This window comes from Bradyrhizobium sp. UFLA06-06, from assembly GCF_054820065.1.
In genome coordinates this window covers 57449-76893 of sequence record NZ_JADFUD010000020.1, presented here as the reverse complement: position 1 = coordinate 76893, position 19445 = coordinate 57449, and the positions used below count along the sequence as shown (strand labels likewise).

The following is a 19445-nucleotide window of genomic DNA, read 5'->3' as shown; positions in this document are numbered from 1 at the left end:
CGATCGCTCGCATTGCCAAAGTCGCTGCAGCTACGGCGCCGCCCGCACGTAGATGCGCCATGGCTCTACGCCATACATCTTGAAATTCGGCGAGGCCAGCGCCTCAAGAAGCGGCGCAGCAGGCCCGGCCATATCGACGTACAACCCGTCATAGAGAACAACAGTGCAGATATCGCGCTTGTCCAGTTCATGCAGCAGCTTTTCCTTGTCGCGCTCGACGAGAAGGTCACGCATGTATTTGCTGTAGAGTTGCAGAACCTGCCGCTGAGCGAGAAAATTGATGCCGGTATCCTCGGCCAATACCCGACACGTTGGTGGCAGGTTCGCCGTCAAAGCGTTCAACTGCTTGGCAACCCGTTGATAGCCGCTCGTTGAATAGTACGTCCATCGCTTGACGAGAATGCAGGTCGTGGCAACAGCCACACCGAGAATCGCCAACGACAATGCAGCTCGGGTCCAGGTTTCGCGGCGCTCGACGCTCGTTGACGTGGCGGTCAGCGCAACCGGAGCAACCGCTATTCCCCACGCGACGAACAGAGCCGCGAACATGTAAAACTGCATCGCGTAGCGTGCATTCAACACTGTCCAACTCGACAAATTGTAGTATCCGACGTCGAAGGCGCCCAACAGCAGAAGCATCTCGCTGAGAAACCACGCCCCAAACATGGCTCCGATCCGCCAGTCGATTGACTGGAGTGTAGAGCGATCTCGGGACGAAACCCGCTGCACGGCGTACCAGGCTATCGTCGCGAACAGGACGACAAGCGCCGCTGCGCTCGGCCATCCACCGTCCCTGGCAAAACTGATGAGGAGCCGGCTAGACAGGACGGCACCTTCTCCGATGCGTGCCGTATCTCGCGCTTCGATGCTGTGCGCATAAAGCGTACCGGCGGCGACCCGGGCTGCGTCAACGTTGTCGCCGGTCAGGGAGCCGCTCTTGTAATAGGCCATTGCGACGTGAAGGCCGCCCAGGCAATAGCCTGCAGCCACTGCGGCAGTCAGCAGCGCAATGCGCATCGGGGACTGCCCGAATGAAACGCTCAGAAGCGTCCAGGGCGCGACAATCAGTGGCACAAGGACAATGGATAGTGCATGGCCCTGCATCGCCCAACCGCCGAGCACGACGCCCAAAAGCGCAGCTCCGACGCTCGGGTGACGCGAACTGACTTGCCACTGCGCCACAAGAAACGTGCAAAGCAGTAGGAGCGCCGTTAGTCGGAATACGTCGCGGCCGCCGTCGATTGATCCGCTGTGGATGAGAGGGACCGCCAGAATCAAAAGCGGCAGAAGGATCGCGAGGCCACGCACCCGCGCCGCGCTGGCGAGAGTCACGCCCGCCGCAACATAGGTGATGATCGTCAGCTGGAATGCAACGCGCGGCACCATTTCGTCGCTCAAACCGGCCCCGCCGAGACCGGACCAAAGCAGGGCCGACGCATTGTAGGCAGGCCAGAGCAGGCCATGGGGGTCGCCGCGCAGAGTGCCGTCGGAAAGGCCTCCGATCCCGGAGGCATCGAAGAAGCTACGCTGCGAAAGAAGTTGCCGCGCTTCCGCAAGGTACTGCATTGCGTCGGAATTGCCGGTCACCTGGCCGGCATAGAACCAGAGCCGCGGCACGATAATGCAGGCCACCATCAATGTGGCTACGATCGAAGCCAGAACGACTGGATCGCGCAGGGCGTGGGGGCTCTTGGGACCGCGAGGCGTCGGTCCTTTCCAGGGCGCTACAAGCAACGCCAATCCAACGATGAATGGCGCGCTGGCGTGCCCTCCAAGGGCCAGCCCAGGTGCAACAAGCGTGAGCAGCAACAGTAGACATGCTGTGACAAAGCTGGTCGTTGCCACTCCGAAGGCAATACGCCCAAAGGGAGGAATCGGGAGGACGCTGTCAAAGACGTAGAAAAGTCTCGCCAAGCCCGAGGCTAGAACGAGCTGGCCGATCAGAAACAGAGTGCTCAAGCCATTGTCCCTTTGTCGTTCGGCCCATCGCGCAATTACGGTGCCCGGCATTCTGTTCGTGGTGCAAAGCGTGCCCTATCGGCGAAGCCGGAACTCGACGATGTTGTAGTCGCCCCGCGCACGGGCCGCTACCTAATCTTGGGGCGGTCGCGGCGCGTCAAGCAGTTGCCCTACGACCGTGAACGTGTTGCGATCAGTCCGGAGACGGCGAAACCAATCAGCAGCGGAAGAACCGTGCGCACGGTGCGGTGAATCAGAGCAAGCGCTGCAGCCGTCTCCGCCGAAGCTCCGGCCTGCTGCAACAGCAGCACGAACGTGACGTCACGCACCCCCAGTCCCAATGGCAGCAGGGAAACTGCCCCGGCCAGATAAGAAATAACGATCGCGTGCCCGATGGCCACAAGGGGAAGATCAGCACCCAAGGCCCGGCCGAGATACCAAATCGAAGCGACGTCGACCACATAGGTTGTCGCAAGCCACAACGTCGCGACAGCCAGCGCAAACGGCTTGATCCCGAACATTGCGTTTCGCAGATCGAAGACGAACCGACGGATCGGCCCGGAGGCCCGAAACAACGGGCCGAGTACCCACATCTTGTCCAACACCGCCGGACCAAGTCCCACCGCTGCGAGGCCAGCGATCAGCAATCCCGCGGCCGCGAGCGAAAGCGGCAGTGCGCGATCACCTGCCAATTCGCCCGGAATGACCAGGACCGCTCCCATCAAGAACAGCCAAAGAAGGCTTTCGATCGTCGTTTGAGCCGCGCCGACACTCACCGGGATATCCGCCAGCATCTTGTAGAACGCCAGGCGCGCCGGCACGCCGAGCTTCGGATCGCCGGCCAGGCTCACCGTGCCCGCTGCCAGCATGGCCATCATGACATCCATCAGGCTGGCTGGATACCGCATTCCCGCCAACAACGTCGCCGCGCCCGCCGCATGCAGCGCAATCATAACGATCGACGAAAGGCAGAGTACGAGTAACGTCTGAATCGAGATCGACCGAAGAGTGTGCCAATCGATGCGATCGACCAAATAGAACAGCGCCGCAGCACCAACAATGAAGGCCGCGCCCCAAAGCAACCGCTTGCGAGTAAGCAGACCCATCAGGCTCCGTGCCTCTCAATCGAGTTCGAGGCGCAAGAGAGGTCCCCGGCAAGCGAGGCGCCGCGTGGCAGTCCGGCTCGCAGCAAGTAGCGGGTGAGGATTTTCATCCACGCTCCGTGGCGGAAGAATTCGCCAGATATTTGCTGGTCGCCTTGTACATCGGTGCTTGCGTCCAGCGAATGAAGACGGCGTCGTTGTTGTTGCCGTTCTCGAACGCCTTGTAACGGAACTTGCCATCGCCGGCATAAAAGCGATCCATGGCAAAAGCCATGTGGCGCTTTGCCAGGCTTTTGTCCCCGTAGGCGAGCGCAGTCAGGATGCTCTGCGCGACATCGTGGGAATCGATTGGCCAGGTCTGCTCGGGACTCCAACGCGGTTTGTCGCCGTCGATCAATTGGGCCTGCATATAACCGCAACCACGCCCGATCGCATCCGCGATACGTTGGTCACCCATTGTCGCGTTGACTTCGATGAGCCCTTCGATGATGTAGCCCGTGTGCCGGCTATCGATGATCGTGTCGACGGGGTGATCGCGGAACGCCGGCGCATAGAACCAGGATCCATCCGGATTTTGATGGTGCACGGCGAACAAGGCCGCCCGCCCGGCAAGCGCGACGAGTTCGTCGCGATCAAGCACCCGTCCCGCCCGGGCCAGCAGGCCTGCGGCTGCAACACTGGCATTGATTATCAGACGCGTGTCGCCCGGACCAAAATAGACACAAGCGCCTTCGGGCAACTCGATCATGCCAGCCTCTTCCAGCATGAAACGTATGCCGGATTCGAGCAGCGCCAGCCCCCGGTCGCGGTCGAGCAGATGGATGGCATCGAGGAGACCGGTCAACACGATGGTGGACGTAATCGTGGTCGGCCAATGCTTCGGGTGCTTCCCCGTTCCTCCCCAGTTGAACGGCAAACCCCAAGCTGCATTGCGAGCCAGCGGGCTACGCGTGTCCTCAAGCAGGGTCAGCAACCTCGCCGCTCGTCGACGCGAGACCTTGCTGTCGGGTTGGCGAGCTTCACCCGCGAGGCTATCTCCGAGTGCTTGTGGCATGACAATGGCCGGGGCCGCCTGGAACAGGCGTTTCGGGATCAGCGCATGGTAAGGCTTGAGCGTTCGGCGGGCAAAGTGCATGAGCGGCCCGATGATAGGTCGACCGCCAACCTGGGAAATAATGTTGTCAAGCTGATAAGGATCATTGCCGGCATAGTCGTTCTGCTCGAGCCAGTTGCCGAGAGCATCGGACGCTGCGCGAACACGTTCGAGCAGATCCTGATCCGAAGCCGGAGCTTGACCGGTCATCATGCGTGGAGGCCTTCTACAAAAAAGCGCGCTGTAGCCATCTACTCTATCGTGTATGCAACAGGCTAGCCGCTACCGTTGCCCGACCAGAATCTTCAAGTGCCGTAGCCGCACTTTTCGCATCAGCCAACCGGTGAGTTCGACATTGCGAAACAGCAGATCGGAGCGAACGACTGGTGGCGATTGGCCTACCGCTTCCTTGCTTGGGACTGGATCGACGGCCCGAGCCGCACGCTCCAGCGTCGTAATCTCTCCGTCAAAGCGACCGACGCAGTCGGCCAGCAATTCATCGAGGACCGCGCAAGCGCGTTCGTCCGGCCGAAACCCGCGTTCGATATCTATCAACGAATAGGAATGCAAGAACAGCACGATAATTTGCTGACCGGACGCCAAGACGGCTTCGATCTGGCGGCGCAACTCGCCGGGACTGCACCAGTCCGGATCGAGCTTCTTCGTCAGCGACAGCAGGCGGGCCGGTCCGAGCGCAAGATCGCAGCGCGTCACGGTCACGGGAACTTCGAGTAGATCGCCATGCCGAACAACGGCGTTCGCGGTGAGCGGGGGATGATTGAGTCCGCAGTGCGGATAGCCGTAAAAAACACTCGAATCGATCTCGATGCCGTTTTGCTCCAGAGCAACGAGCGTATCGTAGTTGGCGCCGTAGCCGCCGGCGCGATGGCTGACAGGCGGTCGGCCTGTCCAGGCTTCAATCAGCGCCACCCCTTCGGAGATGAACCGACGCTGCTCGTTGAACGACAGCGTCTTCATCGTCTGCGCCATTCCGTATCCGCGCTTTCCCTCCGGAAAGGCCGGATGGGTGTGCAGGCCAACTTCATGGCCCCGCTCGGCGATCTCGCGCGTCACGCCGGCAACGAGCTCCTCGCTGACGGTCCGGCGGTTCTGGACATCGACAAAGAAGGTGCCGCGGCCGCCGTGTCGTTCGAGGATATCCATGATGCGCGGAGTCGCGTAATCGCGCCCAGCGTTACGGCCCCGATAGGTGTCGATCGGAGGCCGCGGCTCGAAGAAGTCCTCGACGTCTACGGTCACCACGAATTTCGGGCGCTGTCGTCCCGGGTTCATTTCACTGCCTGTGCAATCACAAGGTGGAAACGGGCGCGGCGTCCGAATGTCGGATGCTTTGCAAGCCAATGATCAATGCTCTGCGTGGCGTCGATGAAGCCCGACATGACCGGAAACAAGGGCGGCCAGATGTTCAGCGGAAATTCCGGCACGAAATCGGGAATGAGCCGCATTCCGGATATCTCTATCATCTTGAAGCGGCCCTGCAGCAGACGCTCGAGCTCTTCGCGAGAGAACAAGACGCGGTGATAGCTCGACGCCCCCTTCACGATGCGCTGCGCAAGCTTCGCGAGATAATATGGCGAGTAGTAAAGATAGCGCGCGAAACGTGCTGTCTCCTGGCTGTTTATGATCGTTGCGCAGAATGCACCGCCCGGCCGCAGCACTCGACGGATTTCATCGAGGGCAGCGTTCAGGTCGGGAAAATTGTTGGGGGCCGTGCACGATACGATCAGATCAAAGCTGTTGTCTGGAAACGGCAACGCCATCGCATCGCCAATACCGTAAGTTGCCGGGAGGTCACCATTCAGGGCCCGCGCATGGGCGATCATTTCGGGGCTGAAGTCCGCACCGTGCACGGTGAAATCTCCGCCCTGATCTCGCTTGCTTTGTGCAAGCCACCGCGTCAAACGTCCCTCGCCGCAGCCAAGGTCGAGGATATTTGTTGCCGCCGCGACGAGCGGGGCCATAGCCTCCCGCTCGAGCCTGTCGGTGTAAACCTGAATGGGGCGGGCTCTGAGCGCAGTGTAGTTTTTCGCCTGCAGGTTGTAGAAGCGGAGCGTTTCCTCGTTCATGGAGTGCGATCCGCGCCTGCCCGTCGAAGTTGATTTGGACGCATCTTATTGATCTTGCTAGATAATATGGCGCAACCCGCTTGAAGACGCGAATCCGCGGGCTTGGCCTGCTGCCCCTTCGCCGGCACCAAAGTCGAAAATGCAACAAATTCAGACACGAGAGCCAGAAAAATTGGAGCCGAGCGCGATCTCCGGACCGGCGCGCCGGTGGACAGCCTATTGACGAAACTGCAGATACCGCATTCAAGCAGGGTGGTTCAACCTGGAACAGAGGCTTAAGCAGGTTCCCCAACCGGCCTACGACTCACGAAGCCGCGCCGCGGCGGGAAATGCGCATGTATAAATCGAAGACTGTCGCGGTTGTGGTGCCTTGTTACAACGAGGAGAAACTGATCGGCCGCGTCATCGAGACCATGCCGGAGTTTGTCGACCATATTGTCTGCGTGGACGACCAGAGCCGCGACCGCACCGCCGAGATCGTCGAGCGCTATTCTGCCGCGCAGCCCGAACGCGTCATACTGATTCGACTGCCCAAAAATGAAGGTGTCGGCGGGGCGATCGCCGCCGGTTATCGCTGGGCGCGCGACCACGACATCGATGCGACGGCCGTTATGGCCGGCGACGCGCAAATGGATCCTGGCGATCTAAGCGCACTGCTTGAGCCCGTCATTGCCGATGAAACCGATTACGCCAAGGGAAACCGGCTCTTCACCGGAGAGGCGTGGAACCTGATTCCGCGCGTTCGCTACATCGGTAACGGATTGCTTTCGATGTTGACCAAGATCGCTTCGGGCTATTGGCACGTGGCGGACTCGCAGACCGGTTACACCGTGGCCAACCGGAAGGTGCTTAAGACGCTGAATCTGGACGACATCTACAAGCGGTACGGGATGCCGAACGACATGCTCGTGAAACTGAATATCTCTGATTTCAGGGTACGCGACATCCCGATCAAGCCGATCTACGGTATCGGCGAACAATCAGGCATCAAGCCAATTCGCCTCGTGCCGAGGCTGTCATTGTTGCTCGTGCGATTGTTTGCCTATCGTATGCTGCAGAAATATATCATCCGCGACTTTCATCCGTTGGTGCTGTTCTACTTTACGGGCGCCGTTTTGCTGTCGCTCGGAATGTTCGTCGGACTCTACGTTGTGATGCATCGGCTCTTCATTGGATTCGTGGCAGACAACACACCGCTTTTCACGACATTCCTTGTCTTGATGGGCTGGCAATCCGTCATGTTTGCCATGTGGCTTGACATGGAAATGAACAAGCACCTGAAATAGATCGAGCGACGGCGAGCGGTTACGATGTGCGGCATTTTCGGAGTGATTACGAGCCCGGGCGCGCTTGATCGCGAGATCGTGGAACGCGCCGTCTCTCGGTTGTTCCTCCTGTCGGAAACGCGCGGCAAGGAATCGTCCGGGCTCGCCATCGTTGGGCCGACCACCGTCACCTTTCGCAAGAGTGCGCAGCGTCCGCGCGATTTTCTCGCCTCGACGGACTTTGCTCCCTTCTTCAAGGGTGCTCTGGACACGCTCTACCAGTCCCGTGAGCCCATCGCTATCTTCGGACATTCGAGACTCGTCACGAACGGCACTCAAAACCTGCACGCGAACAACCAGCCGGTTCTTGCCGGCGGCATCCTGGGCGTTCACAACGGCATCATCGTCAATGACGAAGACCTGTGGCGAACCATAAACACGGCCGAGCGGAAGGCCGAGGTCGACACCGAAGTGATGCTCCAATTGCTCCGCCAGCATCTCGATCGGGGCGAATCCCTCGCCGACGCAATGCGCTCGACGTTCCGCAGGTTGCTTGGGACGGTTTCGACCGCGCTCGTGTCCGACGACCTCAATTGCACGGTCCTCGCAACGAACAACGGCTCTCTTTACGTGGCGCCGAGCGCGGCCGACGGCACGATCGTATTCGCCTCCGAGCGCTACATTCTGGAGGAATTCCTGACCACGCCAGGCTTGGCCTGGCCTGCGCGCCCGGACGCCATCCGACAGATCAAGGCTGGCAGCGCATTGCTGATCAAACTCGATACGCTGGTCAGCCACGAGATCGATCTCGGGGTCGACACCGAGGAGACGCCGGCGATCGCCCCGCGGCGGCGCGAGATCCGGGACGACACACCCGGCAAAGTCCGCAATGCCACGACCTTCAATTCGATGCCCGCAGTCAGGCTTGGCAACTTCTCGCGCTTCGAGATCGATCCGCAACCGATCAAGGCATTGCGTCGGTGCACCCGCTGTATTTTGCCGGAAACGGTCCCTTTCATCGCTTTCGATGCAAGCGGCGTCTGCAACTTCTGCCAAAGCCACCAACCGAAGACCTATCTGGGGCGTCCTGCCCTGGAGGCCGAAGCCAACAAGCTGAAGACACGCCGCAACGGCGCCTCCGCCGACTGCCTCATCACGCTGAGCGGAGGACGCGACAGCAGCTTTGGCCTGCACTATGCGGTGCGTGAGCTCGGCCTTAAACCGATCGCCTACACTTACGACTGGGGAATGATCACGGACCTGGCGCGCCGGAACCAGGCGCGGATGTGCGGGGCGCTCAAGGTCGAGCATATTCTCGTCTCGGCTGACATTGCCGAAAAGCGAGCAAACATTCGTCGCAACGTCTCTGCTTGGCTCAAGCGGCCGTCACTTGGAATGGTCCCCCTCTTCATGGCCGGCGACAAGCAGTATTTCTACTACGCCAATGACCTCGCGAAAAAGCTTCACCTTGAAGCTACGGTGCTTGCCTCCAATCCGCTGGAGAAAACACATTTCAAGGCCGGCTTTTGTGGTGTGCCGCCCACGCTTGGACACCGGCCGTCACAATTCGCGCAGCTTCAGATGGCGAGCTACTACGGCAGGGAATTCTTGCTCAACCCGCGCTACATCAACAAATCGCTTCTCGATACCGCCGGCGCCTTTTTCAGCTACTATTCGATCAAGCACGAATATCTCCGACTGTTCGACTACATTCCCTGGGTCGAGAGCGAAGTAAACGACACGCTGATCGATCAATACGACTGGGAGACCGCCAACGATACGCGCTCAACCTGGCGCATCGGAGATGGGACGGCTGCTTTCTATAACTACATTTATACGCGGGTCGCGGGCTTTAGCGAGAACGATACTTTCCGCTCGAACCAGATTCGAGAGGGCGTGCTCGATCGAGCGAGCGCACTTCGTCTCGTCGAAATGGAGAACATCCCGCGCTTCGAATCGATCGCGTGGTATTGCGGCGTAATCGGTCTCGATCCCACCGAGGTGCTGGAACGCATCGCTCAGATCCCAACGCTCTATCCCAGCAAAGTTCACAAGAGCGATGCACGTTCTCTTTGATATCGGCCATCCCGCGCACGTTCACCTTTTCCGAAACGTGGCGCAGCGCATGCAGGCGCGTGGCGACAAGATCACGGTCACGATCCGTGATCGCGGCATTATCGGTGGATTGCTCGATCATTACGGCCTGCCCTATACCGTCGCCTCGAAGCCGCGCCGGGGCCTTGTCGGCAGCGCCATCGAGCTCGCGATCCACAACTGGCAGGTTCTGAAAGCCGCGCTTCCAGACAGACCGGATTTCCTTGTCGGCACGTCTGTATCGGTTGCTCACGTCGGCCGCGTCATTGGCAGGCCCTCGATCGTCCTGAACGAAGACGACGCCGATTACGTGCCGCTGTTCGCGAAGATTACCTATCCTTTCGCAAATCGCATCGTCATACCGGCGGTCTTGCGGGACAAGAAGACCGCAAAGGTGCGAACTCACGACAGCTATCATGAGCTGGCCTACCTCCACCCGAACCATTTCAAGCCCGACCAGGACGTGGTCCGCCTGTTGGGAATAGAGCCTCGCGAGCCATACTTCATCATACGGCTGGTTTCGCTGACGGCTCATCACGACGCCGGCGAAAGCGGGCTTTCCGAGGCTCAGGTTCTTCGATTGATTGCGTTGCTCGAACCGCATGGCCGCGTCTTCATCAACGCGGAAAGCTCCATCGCTCCGCGCCTTCAGCCATACGCCCTGAAGGCTCCGCCCGAGACCATGCATGACCTTCTGGCTCACGCGAAGATACTGATCAGCGACAGCCAGACGATGACAATGGAGGCGGCTTTGCTCGGACGCCCCGCGATCCGCTGCAATAGCTTCGTCGGGCGCTGCTCCGTGATCGCTGAACTGGAACAGCGGTATCGGTTGGCCTGGGGCTTCAGGCCCCAGCAGTTCGAGGAACTGGTGACGCTTGTGTCGGGTATGGTCGCTGATCCAGCATTGGAAGCGACGATGGCGCAGCGACACGCACGGGTACTGGCCGAGAAGGTCGACCTCACCGACTGGCTGCTCAAGCAGTTTGATAATGGCTTTGCATGATGGCCGGTCGCGCGCGTCCAGGTCACGCGTCGAGGCCTAGCCTGGTCTCGCCGGAAGCGGCCGCTATCACCGAGGCCCCGCGATTCGATCGGCGCCTCCAACTGTCATCGACCAAGCCGAGAAGTTAGCAGCGCGACCTTGTAGGTCCGCACGCCCAGCCATTCGACAGCGCGTTGCCGGGGCCGGACGCGAACAGTGGCATTCCCGGGCGACATCCGGAAAAAGCTTAATGATTTCAGATTGGAACTTAGGTTTATGGCGCGCTCGGAGGTCGCACGAATTTGTTGTGATATCAATGAGTTACCAAGATTTTTCAAACCATAAGGTGCTTTTCGAACCTAAAAAGTTTCGTTCAGAAGGCGCCACGATGCCTCCCCCAAAAGGCCCTCCGCGCCTGCAAACCGGACCGAGGCTCCCCGGCTCGTACCGAGCATCCGGCTGATGATGGCTGTAGCGGACGCTCTTTGGCCGCCCGTGAGCGTCTGTTCAGGATCTCGCAACCAGCGACAAGTGCGTCGCGCAATGCCGAGCTCGATGCTGCTATCGCCCACTGGACGGCTTCGGTTGGCATCCTGGGGATCGGTGGCGATCATTACCCGCTGCCCTGGCAATACCTGAACGATACGGGCCTTGGTGGGTAACCGCGACAACCATTGTCGCGTTATGTTCGTGCTTTGCTGTCGTTTCGAACAGCTGGATACAGCGGAGAAGCAGTGCGGCGGAGAGAGTGTCAGTCAATCCCTGTTGAAAGATAAGGCATATTTGAGCGTCCTGGGCCAAAACCTACCAATTGAGCTATTGCCGAAGTCTGGCGTTTCGCCTCCAACACGCCGTCGTGATACAAAGCGGTTGTGGCCGCCAGGTCGCGTGTCATTCCGGCCGGCCGCCACCCAACAGCCCGGAATCCCACCCTGCAGCGGTTGCACCAGCGTGATAGGTGGATTCGAGGAAGGTCAGCAGGTCACTTTCGGGATCACCGGACTGGCGAAGGTCATCGTAGTCGAGAAGGAACTCGCCCATGCCGGCGTCCCAGCGGGCGGCGGCCGGACCGACCTTGGTGTTCTCGATGCCTTTCGGCTGCGGATATGTGAAGGAGTAGAACGCGGGCCTGGGATAGGAGGCATCGCCCGACCACCACCCCATCTCGATCAACTCCGCATCCATCGCATTGCGCCTGATGAAGCCAATATCTTGCGCGGGTGTGACGGGCTTGCCGTTGTAGAACACCGCGCGAATATCCAGCGTCCCCCACATCAGGCCTATCGGTTGCGTCTTGCCGGTGAACCGGCCCTGAAATTCGTGCATGACACGTTGCGTGCTGAGGAGGATGCGCCACCACGCATTGACCAGATCGCGATCGTACGGCCGCTGTTCCTTGTCCTCGTTGAACGGGATCGGATGGGACACTTCCTGCGGCAGGAGAGTGATTGAAGCGTCAATGCCGGCGTGGCGAAGCTGATCGAGCAGAGCATCCACGAGCGCGGCAACGGATGTCGGTCGCAGCGGCAATTGCCCCGAGCGCCCGAACTCGTGAGCCACTGCAGCTCGTGCGAGATGAAGTCCGCGCGGATCTCGTAAGCACCGCTGGCATAGCGGATCGGACCGGTGGTCAGCCCTCTCGCACTGAGCCACAACGGCACCTCGGCCCATTGCGCCTGAAACGGTTCGGCCAGCTTGAGTTTTCCGACCGCCTGCAACGTCATGTGGAGAAGAGTTCGCGTGGGCTCGAAGGCCGGGCTGGAAAGCGCCGGCCAGAAATCGGAGGTACGCTTGCCAGCAATCATGGCGCATCCTCACACACGGCACCTGGAGGCTTGGCAGCAGGATCGAGTCAGCGAACCTTCGCTGCCGTGCGCCCAGCTCCAATGCGCCCCTTCCAGTTAGCGGTTCGCGTCAAGGTTATCGCTTATGACCTTGTCGATCACGCCTTCATTGTGCTGGATGAACTCGTCCCGCGACATGCCGGAGGCCTGCCACAAGGATTGAAGGCCAGAGTCTCTGTGAAGCCATTCGCTTCGGGTCTGATGGTCGATCTTGTGCCGCCGCGCGTCCTGTGATCCGTGGGAGGCTTTGTCATGATCCTTGGACATTGAGGGTCCTCCTATGTCGCTATCAATGACGTTCAACGTCGCGCTCGACCGGATTGTTCGAACCAACAGGAGTTCCGATCCGCCCGAGCGTCGAAATTCCTGATGGCAAAGAATGCGCCAACTTGGGCGCGGAAACAATGTCAATGGCTTGGCAGCGCAACACCTGACGACGACGGACATTTTGTCCGCGCCGTGGAGGACAGGCTGTCCATCGACGATGCCTCACCTGTCTCGCGCAGGCTTCCGCGGAGCAGACACGTACGCGCGCTCCGCATCTCCGTCACGGATGGACTTTGCCCCAGCCTAATCGGCTTCGTCGAGAAGCGGCCGGGGCGCCTGAAAGCCATGCGCGTCCGCGAACCGAAGCGCCTCGACGATCATCGTCTTCATCGCCTCGGGTCCGTCATCGTGCGTGATCTCATACTCAAGGAGGAACGAGGCAAACGCATCTTCATCGATCTTGTCGAGCGCGTCAGCGAGTTCATTCATCGTCATAGGGCACCTCCTGGACCTCGATCCCACTCGGATAGCTCATTCCCTATATGCTCATGGCAACCTCCATATGAAGGTCGAGGCGTTGCGCTATCGAAGGGCATCTCGCAGCAACTTTCCTGGATCAAAGGTTCCGCCTACTTCAGCACATTGTCACGCGCCTCGATCGGCGCGGGAAGATCACGCTCTCCGAGCAGGAATAGAATCTCGCGCTCGATCATGCGCCGCATGGCGTCCAGTGGGAGAGCGTTAGGCTCCAGTCCGAACGGATCCTCGAGTTGATGGCCGAGCGCGTCGAGACCAAAGAAGGTGTATGCGACCAGCAGGACGGGCAGCAGCGTCCACCAGTCCAGCGATCCGGCCAGCGCGAACGGCAGCGTCACGCAAAAGATCAGAGCGGTCCGGTGCAGCAGCAGGGAATAGGCGAACGGCACGGGCGTCGACGCGATGCGTTCGCAGCCGCCCTGCACGTCGGAGAGCGCGCTCAGCTGCCCTTCGAGGACGGAATAATGGATCGGCTCGATCCGGTCCCGCTTCATCAGCGCCAGGCAATATGCTCCGATCTGGTTGAGCACGACATTGGTCGGGTTGGGCCCGCCTGACGCGGCGTCGATGTCGCGCCAATGTCCGATCGCCACCAGTTCGTCCTCGCCGCGCAAGCGGGCTGCCAGTCCGGCGCAGAAGCCGCACAGGCCGCGAAGCAGCACGCGCCGCTCCTCCTCATCAAGGGTGGAGGTCTGACGTGCGAACGAGCGGCAGGCGACGATCAGCTTGCCCCAGAGCTCCCGGCCTTCCCACCAGCGCTCATAGCAGGCGCTGTTCCGAAAGCTCATGAAGACCGACAGCGCGATGCCGATCAGTGTGAAGGGAACGGCGCTGATCCGCGCAAAAATGCCCGGATGCTCCATCGCGGCGAGCACCGCAAGGACGCTGATCAAGGCGATCGCAACCAGATGCGGCGCGATCCGCGGCAGGATCGAGCCGTTGACCGCAAACACGATGTCCCTGAAGCCGGGCTTGGAGCGCACAATCATGTCGACCTCCGCGGCGCGCTTAAGCCCTCCTCGAGATTACAGCTCGAGCCGGACGCCGCGCGCGTATCGTCACTGGTGACGACGAGCGCATTGGTCGCAATGATCAAGTTTGGACATCGCCGGAAGCAACCTTCCGACATGGACAATGGGTGGTTCACGCCGTCTCCCCGATTCAACGGCGCGTAATAAAGCAACCTCCGCGCCAATTCCGGAATGAAGTCCAGTCAGTCACTTAGAGCGCGATCGGCTCTCGATACCGGACATTTTGTCCACGCAAATGGACAAAATGTCCATAGAAATCAATATGATAGCATGATCTACTTCCGGCATCGCGGATGACTGGGGAGTGCTTGCAATGACCGACCACAAGCCTCGTTACAAGGCCTATCATCATCCTGCGGGCGGCTGGGGCGCGGCCGGCGCAACCGCCAAGGTGCTGCTCGAACAGAGCGTCGTCACCAAAGGATCTCGCGCGTTGCTCGCGATGAACCAGCCCGGCGGCTTCAAATGCCCGAGCTGCGCGTTCCCCGATCCTGACTGCAAGAAGACGCTGGAGTTCTGCGAGAACGGCGCCAAGGCGCTGGCGTTCGAAGCGACCAAGCGCAGGGTCACGCGAGAATTCTTCGCCACATACACGGTGTCCGAACTGATGGAGAAGTCGGACTACTGGCTCGAGATGCAGGGCCGGCTGACCGAGCCCATGCGCTATGATGCGGCTTCCGATCGCTATCTGCCATGCGAGTGGGACGAAGCCTTCACGATGATCGGAGATCATCTGCGCGCGCTGGAGAGCCCGCACCACGCCGAATTCTACACCTCGGGACGCACGCCGAACGAGGCCGCGTTTCTGTATTCGATCTTCGTCCGCGCGTTCGGCACCAACAATTTCCCCGACTGCTCGAACATGTGCCACGAGCCGACCAGCCGCGGCCTGCCGCCCTCGATCGGCGTCGGCAAGGGCACCGTGGTGATGGAGGATTTCGAGCACGCCGAAGCCATCTTCGTGATCGGGCAGAACACCGGCACCAATTCGCCGCGCATGATGACCAATCTGGTCGAGGCGCGAAAGCGCGGCGTGCCGATCGTGGCCGTCAATCCGATGCCGGAGCGCGCGCTGATCCGCTTCACCGAGCCGCAGGATGTCATCCAGATGGCGACCTTCGGATCGACCCCGATCGCCAGCGAGTTCGTCCACATCAAGATCGGCGGCGATCTCGCCCTGTTCAAGGGCATGATGAAGGTGATGTTCGAGCGCGAGGCGCAGGGCGAGAAAGTCCTCGATCACGACTTCATTCGCGCGCAGACCGTCGGATTTGATCTGGTCCGGAAGGATGTTCTGGCCCAGTCGTGGCCGGACATTGTCGAAATTTCTGGCATCGAGGAGGCACAGATCCGCCGTTGCGCCGAGATTTACATGCGCTCCCGGGCTACCATGATCTGCTACGGGATGGGACTGACCCAGCACCAGGAGGGATCGCGGCTGCTGCAGCAAGTCGTGAATCTGCTGCTGATCAAGGGCAATTTCGGCAAGCCCGGGGCCGGCATCTCGCCGATCCGCGGCCATTCCAACGTCCAGGGCGACCGCACCGTCGGCATCGACGAGAAGCCGACCGACGACTATCTCGACCGCGTGCGCGACGTGTTCGGCTTCGAGCCGCCGCGCGGACACGGCCACCACACGGTCGAGACCGTCGAGGCGATGCAGAACGGCACGGCCAAGGTCTTCATCGGCATGGGCGGCAACTTCGTCCGCGCGGTGCCCGATACCGAGCGATCGTATGCAGCGATGAGGAAGCTCGCCCTGACGGTCGGCATCAACACCAAGCTCAATCGCGGACATCTGGTCCACGGGCGCGATGCGCTGATCCTGCCGGTGGTCGCGCGGTCCGAGGCCATCCACACCCTGGCCGGCGAGCAGTTCGTCACGATCGAGGACTCGATGTCCACCGTCACGGCATCGCGCGGCGTGCTGGCGCCGGCAAGCGCCGATCTGCTCCCGGAGGTCGAGATCGTCTGCCGGATAGCGCGCGCGACGCTTCCCGACAGCACGATTCCGTGGGAGAGCTATATCGAAGACTACGGACTGATCCGCGATAAGATCGCGGACGTCTATCCCGAGATCTACAGCGACTTCTCGGAACGGATCAAACGACCGCAGGGCTTCCACCTCGACGTGCCACCGCGCCGGCTGGTCTGGCCGACCCCGAACGGCAAGGCCAATTTCCTCTTGATGCCCGGCCTCGAGGTCAACGCTCCGGTGTCCGATCCCGCGATGCTACGGTTGGCGACAGTCCGCTCGCACGACCAGTTCAACACCACGATCTACAGCTATAACGACCGCTATCGCGGCGTCTACAACGACCGGATGGTGCTGTTCATGAACGCCGATGACCGGGCGGCGCGAGGGCTCGCCTCTGGCGCACGGATCGCGCTCGAGACGATCAGCGATGACGGCGTGCGGCGCCGGGTCGATGGTCTCACGGTGCTGGACTATCCGATGCCACGCGGCGCGGTCGCGGGATACTATCCCGAGCTGAACCCGCTGCTGCCGCTCGAATACTACGACAAGATCAGCGGCACGCCCGCCGCCAAGTCGATTCCGGTTCGTGTCGTCGCCTAGCGGGCGGCGACTTCACAGCATCCGGAGAGCTTCGGTTTCATAGGGAGGCAACATTGCTTGGGCAACTCGACCCGGTAATCCTGGCGCGTGCGCAGTTCGCGTTCACCGTCTCCTTCCATTTCATCTTCCCGGCGTTCTCGATCGGGCTCGCAAGCTACCTCATGGTGCTGGAGGCGCTGTGGCTGAAGACGGGAGAAGGCGTCTACGCCAATCTCTACCGCTACTGGCTCAAGATTTTCGCGGTTACGTTCGGCATGGGCGTGGTGTCGGGGGTCGTGATGTCCTACCAGTTCGGCACCAACTGGTCGGTATTCTCGACCAAGGCGGGACCGATCATCGGTCCGCTGATGGCCTATGAGGTGCTGACGGCGTTCTTCCTGGAAGCCGGCTTCCTCGGCGTCATGCTGTTCGGCATCAGCAAGGTCGGCAAGGGCCTGCATTTCTTCGCGACCTGCATGGTGGCGCTCGGCACGCTGATCTCGGCGACCTGGATCATCGCGGTGAACAGCTGGATGCAGACGCCCGCAGGCTATGCGATCAACGCCAAGGGACAGTTCGTGCCGGCCGATTCCTGGCTGCCAATCATCTTTACCGCGAGTTTTCCGTTTCGCCTGGTCCATACCGTGATCGCGGCCTATCTCACCACCGCTTTCGTCGTCGGGGCCGTCGGCGCCTGGCATCTGCTCAGGGACCGCAGCAATCCGGGCGCGCGCAAGATGTTCTCGATGGCGATGTGGATGGCCGCGATCGTCGCGCCGATCCAGATCCTGGCCGGCGACGCCCATGGGCTCAACACGCTGGAGCATCAGCCGGCCAAGGTGCTGGCGATGGAGGGCGACTACCAGCCGAGCCCGAACGGCGCCCCGCTGATCCTGTTCGGCTTGCCGAGCAATGACGAGGCGCGCGTCCGTTACGAACTCTCGATACCGCACATCGGATCGCTGATCCTGAAGCATGATCCATATGCGCCGCTTCAGGGCCTGACCGACTTCCCGCGCGAGGACTGGCCGCCCGCGCATATCGTGTTCTGGTCGTTCCGGATCATGGTGGCGCTGGGATTTGCGATGCTCGGCGTTGGCCTCTGGAGCCTCTTCGCCCGCGCGCGCGGCAGGCTCTACGACTGGCGCTGGCTGCATCGCGTCGCGGTTGCGATGGGGCCGGCCGGCTTCATCGCCGTGATCGCCGGATGGGTCACGACCGAGGTCGGCCGCCAGCCCTTCACGGTGTACGGCCTGCTGCGCACCGCGGAATCGCATTCGCCGCTCGCTGCGCCCGCGGTCGCCGCCTCGCTCGTCGCCTTCGTGCTGGTCTATTTCAGCGCCTTCGGAGCCGGGACCTATTATCTGCTGCGGCTGATGGCCAAGCCGCCGGAGCGCAAGGAGCCGGAGCTGCCGAACCTGCCGCAGCGCGCGGCGGGCATCACCCCGGCGGCAGGTGTCGGGGCGCCGCTGACGGCCCGGGAGTGAACGCCATGATCAGCATCGACCTTACCATCTTCTGGGCGGCGGTCATCGGCTTCGCCGTGATGGCCTATGTCGTGATGGACGGCTTCGATCTCGGCATCGGCATCCTGTTCCCGAGTTTCGCGGTCGGCGACGAGCGCGATCAGGCGATGAACTCGATCGCGCCGGTGTGGGACGGCAACGAGACCTGGCTCGTGATGGGCGGCGGCGGACTGCTCGCAGCGTTTCCGCTGGCCTATGCCATCCTGCTTCCGGCGACCTATCCGCTGATGATCGCGATGCTGCTCGGCCTCGTGTTCCGCGGCGTCGCGTTCGAATTCCGCTGGCGGGATGCAGGCCACCGCGCGCTGTGGGACATGGCCTTCTCGCTGGGCTCGGTGGTCGCGGCGCTGGCCCAAGGCATCACGCTCGGCGCAATCCTGCAGGGCGTCCGGGTGGAGAACGACGCCTATGCCGGCGGCTGGCTCGACTGGCTGAGCCCATTTAGCCTGCTGACCGGGATTGCCGTCGTGATCGGCTATGCCCTGCTCGGCGCGACCTGGCTGATCTGGAAGACCGAAGGAACCAGCCAGCGCCATGCGCGCCGCCTCGCCTTCTGGCTCGGCTCCGGAACGCTCGTAGCGCTTGCGGCGGTGAGCGCGGCGACGCCGTTCCTGCATTACGACTACTGGCGGCGCTGGTTTGCGCTGCCCGGCGTGCTGCTCACGGCGCAGGTGCCGCTGCTGGTTGCGATCTGCGCGGCGACGCTGTTCTGGAGCCTCAGGCGCGGGTTCGAGCGGCTGCCTTTCGCGATGGCGCTCGCGCTGTTCCTGCTCGGCTTCCTCGGCCTCGGCATCAGCATCTATCCTTACATCGTCCCCCGCGCGATCACGATCTGGGATGCCGCCGCGCCGCCGGAGAGCCAATCCTTCATGCTGGTCGGCGCGCTGGTCATCGTCCCGGTCATCCTCGCCTATACGGGCTGGGCCTATTGGGTGTTCCGGGGCAAGGCCGGCGTTCACGGATATCATTAATGGAGAGCCAGCTTCCACTCTGGAAGCGGCTCGCCTGGATGGCCGCGATCTGGAGTGCGAGCGTCATCGCGCTCGGATTGGTCGCCGGCCTGATCCGCCTCGTCCTGACGGGCTGAAGCGCGATGA

The 19445-nt window shown here is 61.3% G+C and carries 15 protein-coding genes and 1 pseudogene; 7 read left to right on the top strand and 9 right to left on the bottom strand.

The window, feature by feature from the left end; translation table 11 throughout:
* Nucleotides 1-30 precede the first annotated feature (30 nt).
* From IF803_RS18850 to IF803_RS18830, 5 genes are all read right to left on the bottom strand, one after another.
* Nucleotides 31-1959, bottom strand: coding sequence for a hypothetical protein (locus IF803_RS18850; protein WP_028339171.1), 1929 nt, complete (start codon nucleotides 1957-1959; stop codon nucleotides 31-33).
* Nucleotides 1960-2129: 170 nt separating this feature from the next.
* Nucleotides 2130-3065, bottom strand: coding sequence for a lysylphosphatidylglycerol synthase domain-containing protein (locus IF803_RS18845; protein ID WP_028339172.1), 936 nt, complete (start codon nucleotides 3063-3065; stop codon nucleotides 2130-2132).
* A gap of 103 nt (nucleotides 3066-3168) precedes the next feature.
* The gene (locus IF803_RS18840) at nucleotides 3169-4368 is read right to left on the bottom strand and encodes a hypothetical protein (protein ID WP_461193070.1); all 1200 of its coding nucleotides are present in this window, start codon (nucleotides 4366-4368) and stop codon (nucleotides 3169-3171) included.
* Nucleotides 4369-4437: 69 nt separating this feature from the next.
* The gene (locus tag IF803_RS18835; RefSeq protein WP_461193069.1) at nucleotides 4438-5415 is read right to left on the bottom strand and encodes a polysaccharide deacetylase family protein; all 978 of its coding nucleotides are present in this window, start codon (nucleotides 5413-5415) and stop codon (nucleotides 4438-4440) included.
* Nucleotides 5416-5444: 29 nt separating this feature from the next.
* Nucleotides 5445-6242: a class I SAM-dependent methyltransferase gene (locus IF803_RS18830; protein WP_051447737.1), complete on the bottom strand. Its 798-nt coding sequence runs from the start codon at nucleotides 6240-6242 to the stop codon at nucleotides 5445-5447.
* A gap of 335 nt (nucleotides 6243-6577) precedes the next feature.
* On the opposite strand from IF803_RS18830, the gene IF803_RS18825 reads away from it, so the two are divergent.
* From IF803_RS18825 to IF803_RS18815, 3 genes are read left to right on the top strand one after another with little or no spacing between them, the layout of a single operon-like run.
* Nucleotides 6578-7528: a glycosyltransferase family 2 protein gene (locus IF803_RS18825; protein ID WP_028339176.1), complete on the top strand. Its 951-nt coding sequence runs from the start codon at nucleotides 6578-6580 to the stop codon at nucleotides 7526-7528.
* Between the two features lie 24 nt (nucleotides 7529-7552).
* Nucleotides 7553-9583, top strand: a complete 2031-nt coding sequence (locus tag IF803_RS18820) for a hypothetical protein (RefSeq protein WP_461193068.1) — start codon at nucleotides 7553-7555, stop codon at nucleotides 9581-9583.
* A complete protein-coding gene (locus IF803_RS18815; RefSeq protein ID WP_461193067.1) occupies nucleotides 9567-10607 on the top strand; it encodes a DUF354 domain-containing protein in 1041 nt (346 codons plus the stop codon). The genes IF803_RS18820 and IF803_RS18815 overlap by 17 nt, the downstream gene beginning before the upstream one ends.
* Nucleotides 10608-11477: 870 nt before the next feature.
* Here IF803_RS18815 and IF803_RS18810 read toward each other — a convergent pair.
* The 4 genes and pseudogenes from IF803_RS18810 to IF803_RS18795 all read right to left on the bottom strand — a co-directional run bounded on the left by IF803_RS18810 (nucleotide 11478) and on the right by IF803_RS18795 (nucleotide 14223).
* Nucleotides 11478-12310 (bottom strand): annotated as a pseudogene (locus IF803_RS18810) (DUF5996 family protein).
* A gap of 177 nt (nucleotides 12311-12487) precedes the next feature.
* Nucleotides 12488-12697, bottom strand: coding sequence for a hypothetical protein (locus tag IF803_RS18805; RefSeq protein WP_028339178.1), 210 nt, complete (start codon nucleotides 12695-12697; stop codon nucleotides 12488-12490).
* Nucleotides 12698-13000: 303 nt separating this feature from the next.
* Nucleotides 13001-13192: a hypothetical protein gene (locus IF803_RS18800; protein ID WP_304495714.1), complete on the bottom strand. Its 192-nt coding sequence runs from the start codon at nucleotides 13190-13192 to the stop codon at nucleotides 13001-13003.
* A gap of 134 nt (nucleotides 13193-13326) precedes the next feature.
* Nucleotides 13327-14223, bottom strand: a complete 897-nt coding sequence (locus IF803_RS18795; protein WP_461193066.1) for a bestrophin family protein — start codon at nucleotides 14221-14223, stop codon at nucleotides 13327-13329.
* 355 nt (nucleotides 14224-14578) lie between these two features.
* On the opposite strand from IF803_RS18795, the gene IF803_RS18790 reads away from it, so the two are divergent.
* From IF803_RS18790 to IF803_RS18775, 4 genes are read left to right on the top strand one after another with little or no spacing between them, the layout of a single operon-like run.
* Nucleotides 14579-16843, top strand: a complete 2265-nt coding sequence (locus IF803_RS18790; RefSeq protein WP_461193065.1) for an FdhF/YdeP family oxidoreductase — start codon at nucleotides 14579-14581, stop codon at nucleotides 16841-16843.
* A 53-nt stretch (nucleotides 16844-16896) separates the two neighbouring features.
* Nucleotides 16897-18309 carry a cytochrome ubiquinol oxidase subunit I gene (locus IF803_RS18785; RefSeq protein ID WP_461193064.1) on the top strand — a complete coding sequence of 471 codons (1413 nt, stop codon included), beginning with the start codon at nucleotides 16897-16899 and terminating at the stop codon, nucleotides 18307-18309.
* Between the two features lie 5 nt (nucleotides 18310-18314).
* Complete coding sequence (gene cydB, locus IF803_RS18780; RefSeq protein ID WP_461193063.1) at nucleotides 18315-19319, top strand: cytochrome d ubiquinol oxidase subunit II; 1005 nt, start codon at nucleotides 18315-18317, stop codon at nucleotides 19317-19319.
* Nucleotides 19319-19435, top strand: a complete 117-nt coding sequence (locus IF803_RS18775; RefSeq protein ID WP_461193062.1) for a DUF2474 domain-containing protein — start codon at nucleotides 19319-19321, stop codon at nucleotides 19433-19435. The genes cydB and IF803_RS18775 overlap by 1 nt, the downstream gene beginning before the upstream one ends.
* Nucleotides 19436-19445: the final 10 nt, after the last annotated feature.

Coding starts and splice junctions, on each gene's coding strand:
- IF803_RS18845 (WP_028339172.1), bottom strand. CDS start 3,065: ATGGGTCTGCTTACTCGCAAGCGGTTGCTTTGGGGCGCGGCCTTCATT.
- IF803_RS18840 (WP_461193070.1), bottom strand. CDS start 4,368: ATGATGACCGGTCAAGCTCCGGCTTCGGATCAGGATCTGCTCGAACGT.
- IF803_RS18830 (WP_051447737.1), bottom strand. CDS start 6,242: ATGAACGAGGAAACGCTCCGCTTCTACAACCTGCAGGCGAAAAACTAC.
- IF803_RS18825 (WP_028339176.1), top strand. CDS start 6,578: ATGTATAAATCGAAGACTGTCGCGGTTGTGGTGCCTTGTTACAACGAG.
- IF803_RS18820 (WP_461193068.1), top strand. CDS start 7,553: ATGTGCGGCATTTTCGGAGTGATTACGAGCCCGGGCGCGCTTGATCGC.
- IF803_RS18815 (WP_461193067.1), top strand. CDS start 9,567: ATGCACGTTCTCTTTGATATCGGCCATCCCGCGCACGTTCACCTTTTC.
- IF803_RS18805 (WP_028339178.1), bottom strand. CDS start 12,697: ATGTCCAAGGATCATGACAAAGCCTCCCACGGATCACAGGACGCGCGG.
- IF803_RS18800 (WP_304495714.1), bottom strand. CDS start 13,192: ATGACGATGAATGAACTCGCTGACGCGCTCGACAAGATCGATGAAGAT.
- IF803_RS18795 (WP_461193066.1), bottom strand. CDS start 14,223: ATGATTGTGCGCTCCAAGCCCGGCTTCAGGGACATCGTGTTTGCGGTC.
- IF803_RS18790 (WP_461193065.1), top strand. CDS start 14,579: ATGACCGACCACAAGCCTCGTTACAAGGCCTATCATCATCCTGCGGGC.
- cydB (WP_461193063.1), top strand. CDS start 18,315: ATGATCAGCATCGACCTTACCATCTTCTGGGCGGCGGTCATCGGCTTC.
- IF803_RS18775 (WP_461193062.1), top strand. CDS start 19,319: ATGGAGAGCCAGCTTCCACTCTGGAAGCGGCTCGCCTGGATGGCCGCG.